We start from the raw sequence: 8,432 nt of genomic DNA on the forward strand, positions 1-8,432 counted from the left end.
GAAACGAAACTACGGCAAGCCAGTTCATAACTGCGTAGTACCGCGATTTCTTTTCAGGATGGCAAGGATTTTCAGCTTGTCATCGACGACACAGGGCGACGGATCGCCCTCAAGGAGAACGGCATGAACCAAGAGGTCATGAATCTTTTCAATCCTCAGGCTCCGGCACAGACGTTCGATTCCATCAGAATCTCGATTGCCAGCCCTGAGAAGATTCTGTCCTGGTCATACGGCGAGATCAAGAAGCCGGAGACGATCAACTACCGCACGTTCAAGCCTGAACGCGATGGTCTCTTCTGCGCGCGCATCTTTGGCCCGATCAAGGACTATGAATGCTTGTGCGGCAAGTACAAGCGTATGAAATACAAGGGCATCATCTGCGAAAAGTGCGGCGTGGAAGTCACGCTCTCGCGCGTTCGTCGCGAGCGCATGGGCCACATCGAACTCGCAGCCCCGGTTGCCCACATCTGGTTCCTGAAGTCGCTGCCGAGCCGTATCGGCACGCTCCTGGACATGACGCTCAAGGATATCGAGCGCGTCCTGTACTTCGAGAACTACATTGTTACCGAACCGGGCCTGACCTCGCTGAAGGAGCATCAGCTTCTTTCGGAAGAGGAATACATGATCGCCGTCGACGAGTTCGGCGAAGATCAGTTCACGGCTCTCATTGGTGCTGAAGCTATCTACGAGCTTCTGGCTTCGATGGAACTCGAAAAGATTGCCGCCGATCTGCGCGTTGATCTTGCCGAGACCACCTCGGACCTGAAGCAGAAGAAGCTGATGAAGCGTCTGAAGATCGTCGAAAACTTCCTGGAGTCGGGAAACCGCCCGGAATGGATGATCATGAAGATCGTTCCGGTTATTCCGCCGGATCTGCGTCCGCTCGTGCCGCTGGATGGCGGTCGTTTCGCGACGTCGGATCTGAACGATCTCTATCGCCGCGTCATCAACCGTAACAACCGTCTGAAGCGCCTGATCGAACTGCGCGCACCGGGCATCATCATCCGTAACGAAAAGCGCATGCTGCAGGAAGCTGTGGACGCGCTGTTCGATAACGGCCGTCGTGGTCGCGTCATCACCGGTGCTAACAAGCGTCCGTTGAAGTCGCTGTCCGACATGCTCAAGGGCAAGCAGGGTCGCTTCCGTCAGAACCTGCTCGGCAAGCGCGTCGACTATTCCGGTCGTTCGGTCATCGTGACCGGTCCGGAACTCAAGCTGCACCAGTGCGGCCTGCCGAAGAAGATGGCGCTCGAACTGTTCAAGCCATTCATCTACGCACGTCTTGACGCCAAGGGTTACTCCTCGACCGTCAAGCAGGCGAAGAAGCTGGTTGAAAAGGAACGTCCGGAAGTCTGGGATATCCTCGACGAAGTGATCCGTGAGCATCCGGTTCTTCTGAACCGCGCGCCTACGCTGCACCGTCTTGGTATCCAGGCCTTCGAACCCACGCTGATCGAAGGCAAGGCTATCCAGCTGCATCCGCTCGTTTGTACGGCGTTCAACGCCGACTTCGACGGTGACCAGATGGCTGTTCACGTTCCGCTGTCGCTCGAAGCCCAGCTTGAAGCACGCGTGCTGATGATGTCGACCAACAACATCCTGCACCCTGCCAACGGCGCACCGATCATCGTTCCTTCGCAGGACATGGTTCTCGGCCTCTATTATCTGTCCATCGTGGCAGACAAGGAGCCGGGCGAGGGCATGATGTTCGCCGATATGGGCGAGCTGCAGCATGCGCTTGAGAACAAGGTCGTCACGCTGCACACCAAGATCAAGGGCCGTTTCAAGACGGTCGATGCCGAAGGCAAGCCTGTGTCGAAGATCTACGACACGACGCCTGGCCGCATGATCACCGGTGAGCTGCTGCCGAAGAACGTCAACGTGCCTTTCGATATCTGCAATCAGGAGATGACCAAGAAGAACATCTCCAAGATGATCGATCACGTCTACCGCCATTGCGGTCAGAAAGAGACGGTTATCTTCTGCGATCGCATCATGCAGCTCGGCTTCGCGCATGCCTGCCGTGCAGGCATTTCCTTCGGCAAGGATGACATGGTCATTCCGGATACGAAGGCGAAGATCGTTGCCGACACCGAAGCGCTTACGACCGAGTACGAACAGCAGTACAATGACGGCCTGATCACTCAGGGCGAAAAGTACAACAAGGTCGTCGACGCCTGGGGCAAGGCTACCGACAAGATCACCGAAGAGATGATGGCGCGCCTGAAGGCCGTCGAATTCGATCCGGTGACCGGTCGCCAGAAGCAGATGAACTCGGTCTACATGATGTCGCATTCGGGTGCCCGTGGTTCGGTCAACCAGATGCGTCAGCTGGGCGGCATGCGTGGCCTTATGGCCAAGCCGTCGGGTGAAATCATCGAAACCCCGATAATCTCGAACTTCAAGGAAGGCCTGACCGTTAACGAGTACTTCAACTCGACCCACGGTGCCCGTAAGGGTCTGGCAGACACCGCCTTGAAGACTGCTAACTCGGGCTACCTGACCCGTCGTCTCGTTGACGTTGCACAGGATGCGATCATTTCGGAAGTCGATTGCGGCGCCGAAATCGGTCTCACCATGCAGCCGATCGTCGATGCCGGCCAGATCGTGGCTTCGATTGGCCAGCGCGTTCTGGGCCGCACGGCTCTCGATCCGATCCTGCATCCGACCACCGGCGAAGTCATCGTCGAGGCTGGCCGCATGATCGAGGAAAAGGACGTCGAGATCATCGAGAAGGCTGCCATCCAGTCGATCCGCATCCGCTCGGCCCTGACCTGCGAAACCCGCAACGGCGTTTGCGCCAAGTGCTATGGTCGCGACCTTGCACGCGGTACTCCGGTCAACCAGGGCGAAGCTGTCGGCGTTATCGCCGCTCAGTCGATCGGCGAGCCGGGCACTCAGCTCACCATGCGTACCTTCCACCTTGGCGGTACTGCACAGGTTGTTGACAGCTCGTATCTCGAAGCTTCGTACGAAGGCACCGTCAAGCTGCGTAACCGCAATGTGGTTCGCAACTCCGATGGCAACCTCGTGGTGATGGGCCGTAACATGGCTGTGCTGATCCTCGACAATACGGGCAAGGAACGTGCGGTCCATCGCGTGACCTACGGTTCGCGTCTGTTCGTTGATGAGGCCGACACGGTTAAGCGCGGTCAGCGTATTGCCGAGTGGGATCCGTACACCCGTCCGATCATGACCGAAGTTGAAGGCTACGTTGAGTTCGAAGATCTCGTCGATGGTCTCTCGGTTTCGGAATCGGCTGACGAGTCGACCGGTATCACCAAGCGCGTCGTTATCGACTGGCGTTCTACCCCTCGCGGTTCGGACCTCAAGCCTGCCATGGTCATCAAGGACAAGGCCGGCAAGATCCTGAAACTGTCGAAGGGTGGCGATGCCCGCTTCATGCTCTCCGTGGAATCGATCCTTTCGGTCGAGCCGGGCGCGCATGTTAAGGCTGGTGACGTTATCGCCCGTCTGCCGATGGAAAGCGCCAAGACCAAGGACATCACCGGTGGTCTGCCGCGCGTTGCGGAACTGTTCGAAGCACGTCGTCCGAAGGACCATGCCGTCATCGCCGAGATCGATGGTACCGTTCGTTTCGGTCGCGACTACAAGAACAAGCGTCGCATCATCATCGAGCCGAACGACGACACGATCGAGCCGGTCGAGTACCTCATTCCGAAGGGCAAGCCGTTCCATCTTCAGGACGGTGACGTCATCGAAAAGGGTGAGTACATCCTCGACGGCAACCCGGCACCGCATGACATTCTGGCGATCAAGGGCGTCGAAGCTCTGGCTTCGTACCTCGTGAACGAAATCCAGGAAGTCTATCGTTTGCAGGGCGTTTTGATCAACGACAAGCACATCGAAGTGATTGTCCGTCAGATGCTGCAGAAGGTGGAAATCACGGAATCCGGCGATACCGGTTACATTCCGGGCGACCACGTCGACCGCATCGAGCTGGAAGAGATCAACGAACGTCTTATCGAAGAAGGCAAGAAGCCGGGTTCCGGCAATCCTGTCCTCCTCGGTATTACCAAGGCTTCGCTGCAGACGCCTTCGTTCATCTCGGCTGCGTCGTTCCAGGAGACGACCCGCGTGCTTACCGAAGCTGCGGTTGCCGGCAAGATGGACACGCTGCAGGGTCTCAAGGAAAACGTCATCGTCGGCCGTCTCATTCCGGCCGGTACTGGCGGCATGACCAACCAGATCCGTCGCATCGCAACTGCACGCGACGAGCTGATCATCGATGAGCGCCGCAAGTCTTCGGGTTCTACCGAAGCCAATGCAATGCTGGTCGATATGACCAACAACGCTGCCGAGTAAGATCGACAGATATGAAACTGAAAAAGGCCGCCTTTCGAGGCGGCCTTTTTGTATTTCGATATTTCCTGCAAAAGCGGGTGCGGCTTGATGCTGGATAAAAAAATGCCGGTCGGAACCGGCACTTTCTTCTGATGCTTATTCTTCTTCTTCGTCGTCGCCGTCGAATTCGATCAGCGCGACTTCGCCGCTGAGCGCGGTGGCCCAGGCACTCTTGTGCGGCTCTTCTTCCGGTTCTTCGGTCAGCGTGCCCATCTCGAGAAGCTCGGCTTCATGGTAGCCTTCTTCGGCAAGAATGCTGAGGACCGTCTGGACGAGATCTTCATTCTCGTCTGATTTCAAAAGCAGGTGCACTTCTACCGGAGATTCTTCACCTTCATTCCAGACGTCAGCGATGACGAGATGGACGGTTGGCGAATCGTCGCCGGCTGTTGGGGATGTGGAAGACATTGAGAAACCCTTAATATTCTGTTGCGTTTCGACTCAGATGTGCTTCAATAACCTTTACCAAGTGGCTGCGCCATGCTTGCATAGGAAAATGACGGTTTTGATCGCGAAATATTAGCGAATAGACGTCAAATGCGGCGCAATAACCTGTCCGGGCGAAGCCAAAACGCTGGTTTCGGACCGTCCATTGAAGAAACTTGAGCCGCTGCCCTTGACGAAACGTCGCTAAAGACGTATCAGCACCCCATCTGAGCCGATGTGAGACAAGCTTTTTCGGGGCGACGCGCCCTGAAGTTCATCTCAAACAGGGTTCGTTTTACGATCGAAATGCAACTTGCCGTTCGCATGAAGCGTCAGCTTCCTCTGCTTTTGTTCGGGGTGGTCACCGGTTGTCGTGACTTGTCCCGAATTCGTGCATCAGCATGGCGGTGAAACGGCCCGTATGGGCGTGGATACGAGATTTTTTATAGAGGAAGGTTGTATGCCAACCGTAAACCAGCTTATCCGCAAGCCGCGCATTGCGCCGGTAAAGCGTAATAAGGTTCCTGCACTGCAGGCAAACCCTCAGAAGCGCGGCGTTTGCACCCGCGTTTACACGACGACCCCGAAGAAGCCGAACTCGGCTCTCCGTAAGGTTGCCAAGGTTCGTCTGACGAACGGCTTCGAAGTCATTGGTTATATCCCTGGTGAAGGGCATAACCTGCAGGAGCACTCCGTCGTCATGATCCGCGGCGGTCGTGTAAAGGACTTGCCGGGTGTGCGTTACCACATCATCCGCGGTGTTCTCGATACCCAGGGTGTCAAGAACCGCAAGCAGCGCCGTTCGAAGTACGGTGCAAAGCGTCCGAAGTAAGATTTTCCGGGGATACCGGCCGCCAGAAGGCGAGCTGAGCCCGATGTAATTGAAAGAAGAGACGAAATGTCCAGACGCCATAAGGCTGAGAAGCGTGAGATCAATCCGGATCCGAAGTTCGGCGATCTCGTTATCACGAAGTTCATGAATGCAGTCATGCTTCATGGCAAGAAGTCGGTTGCTGAAAGCATCGTTTACGGTGCGCTCGATGTAATCGAAGCCAAGGCCAAGTCCGAGCCGGTCGCGCTGTTCCATCAGGCGCTCGACAATGTAGCTCCGCACATCGAAGTCCGTTCGCGCCGCGTTGGTGGTGCAACCTATCAGGTTCCGGTTGATGTGCGTCCAGAACGCCGCCAGGCACTTGCCATCCGTTGGCTCATCAATGCTGCTCGTGGCCGTAACGAGACGACGATGATCGATCGTCTTTCCGGTGAGCTGCTTGACGCTGCTAACAACCGTGGTTCTGCTGTGAAGAAGCGTGAAGACACGCACCGCATGGCTGAAGCCAACCGCGCCTTCTCGCATTACCGCTGGTAATCGTCGAAACCTATTCAAAGAGCGACTATCATGGCCCGCGAATATAAAATCGAAGACTACCGCAATTTCGGTATCATGGCTCACATCGACGCCGGTAAGACGACGATGACCGAGCGCATTCTGTTCTATACCGGTAAGAACCATAAGATCGGCGAAACCCACGATGGTGCGTCGACCATGGACTGGATGGAGCAGGAGCAGGAACGCGGTATCACCATCACGTCCGCTGCCACGACCACGTTCTGGCAGGGTCAGGATGGCAAGAAGCGCCGCTTCAACATCATCGACACGCCGGGCCACGTTGACTTCACGATTGAAGTTGAACGTTCGCTCCGCGTTCTCGACGGCGCAATTGCACTGCTCGACGCCAACGCTGGCGTTGAGCCTCAGACCGAAACCGTGTGGCGTCAGGCTGAAAAGTACCACGTCCCGCGTATGGTCTTCGTCAACAAGATGGACAAGATCGGTGCCGATTTCTACCGTTGCGTAGAAATGGTCGGTTCGCGTCTTGGCGCAGTAGCACTTCCGGTTCAGCTGCCGATCGGCGCTGAAAACGAGTTCGAAGGCGTCATCGACCTGATCGAAATGAAGGCGCTGACCTGGGATGGCACGATCGGCGCAGCTGCGACCGTTGGTGAAATTCCTGAGCATCTCAAGGATCAGGCTGAAGAATACCGCGAAAAGCTCATCGAGCTGGCTGTGGAAATCGACGAAGCTGCCATGGAAGCTTACCTCGAAGGCACGATGCCTACGAACGAACAGCTCCGTGCGCTGATCCGTAAGGGCACCATCGAGGTCAAGTTCCACCCGATCCTTTGCGGTACCGCGTTCAAGAACCGTGGCGTTCAGCCGCTTCTGGACGCTGTTGTGGAATTCCTTCCGGCTCCGACCGACGTGCCAGCGATCAAGGGCATCGACGTCAAGACGGAAACCGAAACCACCCGTGAATCTTCGGATGAAGCACCGCTTTCGATGCTCGCATTCAAGATCATGAACGACCCGTTCGTTGGTTCGCTGACCTTCGCTCGTATCTACTCGGGCAAGCTGACCAAGGGCGTTTCGCTCGAAAACACCGTCAAGGGCAAGCGTGAGCGTATCGGCCGTATGTTGCAGATGCACTCCAACAGCCGTGAAGACATCGAAGAAGCCTTTGCAGGCGACATCGTTGCTCTGGCTGGCCTCAAGGAAACCACCACTGGCGATACGCTCTGCGATCCGCTGAAGCCGGTTATCCTCGAGCGCATGGAATTCCCGGATCCGGTTATCGAAATCGCTATCGAGCCGAAGACCAAGGCCGACCAGGAAAAGATGGGCATTGCGCTCAATCGTCTGGCTGCCGAAGATCCTTCTTTCCGCGTCAAGTCGGACGAAGAATCCGGTCAGACCATCATCGCCGGCATGGGCGAACTTCACCTCGACATTCTCGTCGATCGCATGAAGCGCGAATTCAAGGTTGAAGCCAACGTCGGTGCCCCGCAGGTTGCTTACCGTGAATCGATCACCCGTCAGGCTGAAATCGATTACACCCACAAGAAGCAGTCGGGTGGTTCGGGTCAGTTCGCTCGCGTTAAGATCATCTTCGAACCGCATGATGGCGACGATTTCATCTTCGAATCGAAGATCGTCGGCGGCTCGGTTCCGAAGGAATACATTCCGGGCGTCCAGAAGGGTATCGAAAGCGTCATGGGTGCAGGCCCGCTGGCTGGCTTCCCGATGCTCGGCGTGAAGGCCACCCTGATCGACGGCGCATACCATGACGTTGACTCGTCTGTTCTCGCCTTCGAAATCGCATCCCGTGCAGCGTTCCGTGAAGGTGCGCAGAAGGCAGGCGCTCAGCTCCTCGAGCCGATCATGAAGGTCGAGGTTGTCACGCCGGAAGATTACGTTGGTGACGTTATCGGCGATCTGAACTCGCGTCGCGGTCAGATTTCCGGCACCGAAGCCCGCGGCATCGCCACGGTCGTCAATGCAAATGTTCCACTCGCCAACATGTTTGGTTACGTGAACAACCTGCGTTCGATGTCCCAGGGCCGTGCACAGTACACGATGCAGTTCGACCATTATGAGCCGGTTCCGACGGCGGTCGCACAGGAAATCCAGAAGAAGTTTGCGTGACCTAAGGGTCACGCTCCCAATTAAAAGAATGCCTGAGCAGGCTAAATTTACGGAGAGCTCAAATGGCAAAGAGTAAGTTTGAACGTACGAAGCCCCACGTTAACATCGGCACGATTGGTCACGTTGACCATGGCAAGACGTCGCTGACTGCAGCGAT

At 56.4% G+C, this 8,432-nt stretch carries 6 protein-coding genes; 5 read left to right on the forward strand and 1 reads right to left on the reverse strand.

Annotated features, from left to right (window positions below):
- Positions 1-123 precede the first annotated feature (123 nt).
- Positions 124-4,326 carry a DNA-directed RNA polymerase subunit beta' gene (rpoC, locus tag FG152_RS22050; RefSeq protein ID WP_012091907.1) on the forward strand — a complete coding sequence of 1,401 codons (4,203 nt, stop codon included), beginning with the start codon at positions 124-126 and terminating at the stop codon, positions 4,324-4,326.
- Positions 4,327-4,461: 135 nt separating this feature from the next.
- On the opposite strand, the gene FG152_RS22055 is transcribed toward rpoC, so the two are convergent.
- Positions 4,462-4,773 (reverse strand): hypothetical protein, encoded by a 312-nt coding sequence (locus FG152_RS22055; protein ID WP_010659909.1) that lies wholly within the window; start codon positions 4,771-4,773, stop codon positions 4,462-4,464.
- Positions 4,774-5,251: 478 nt separating this feature from the next.
- Here FG152_RS22055 and rpsL point away from each other — a divergent pair, with 478 nt between their 5' ends.
- The 4 genes from rpsL to FG152_RS22075 all read left to right on the forward strand — a co-directional run.
- On the forward strand, positions 5,252-5,623 hold the full coding sequence (rpsL, locus tag FG152_RS22060) for a 30S ribosomal protein S12 (protein ID WP_006471111.1): 372 nt from the start codon (positions 5,252-5,254) through the stop codon (positions 5,621-5,623).
- 66 nt (positions 5,624-5,689) lie between these two features.
- Positions 5,690-6,160 carry a 30S ribosomal protein S7 gene (gene rpsG, locus FG152_RS22065; protein WP_010659910.1) on the forward strand — a complete coding sequence of 157 codons (471 nt, stop codon included), beginning with the start codon at positions 5,690-5,692 and terminating at the stop codon, positions 6,158-6,160.
- Between the two features lie 30 nt (positions 6,161-6,190).
- On the forward strand, positions 6,191-8,275 hold the full coding sequence (gene fusA / locus FG152_RS22070) for an elongation factor G (RefSeq protein ID WP_010659911.1): 2,085 nt from the start codon (positions 6,191-6,193) through the stop codon (positions 8,273-8,275).
- A 62-nt stretch (positions 8,276-8,337) separates the two neighbouring features.
- Positions 8,338-8,432, forward strand: a 95-nt coding sequence (locus tag FG152_RS22075) for a GTP-binding protein (RefSeq protein WP_002972655.1), incomplete at its 3' end; no start/stop codon positions are given.

This window comes from Ochrobactrum sp. XJ1 (assembly GCF_024701725.1).
In the GTDB taxonomy this organism is placed as follows: Bacteria; Pseudomonadota; Alphaproteobacteria; order Rhizobiales; family Rhizobiaceae; genus Brucella; species Brucella anthropi.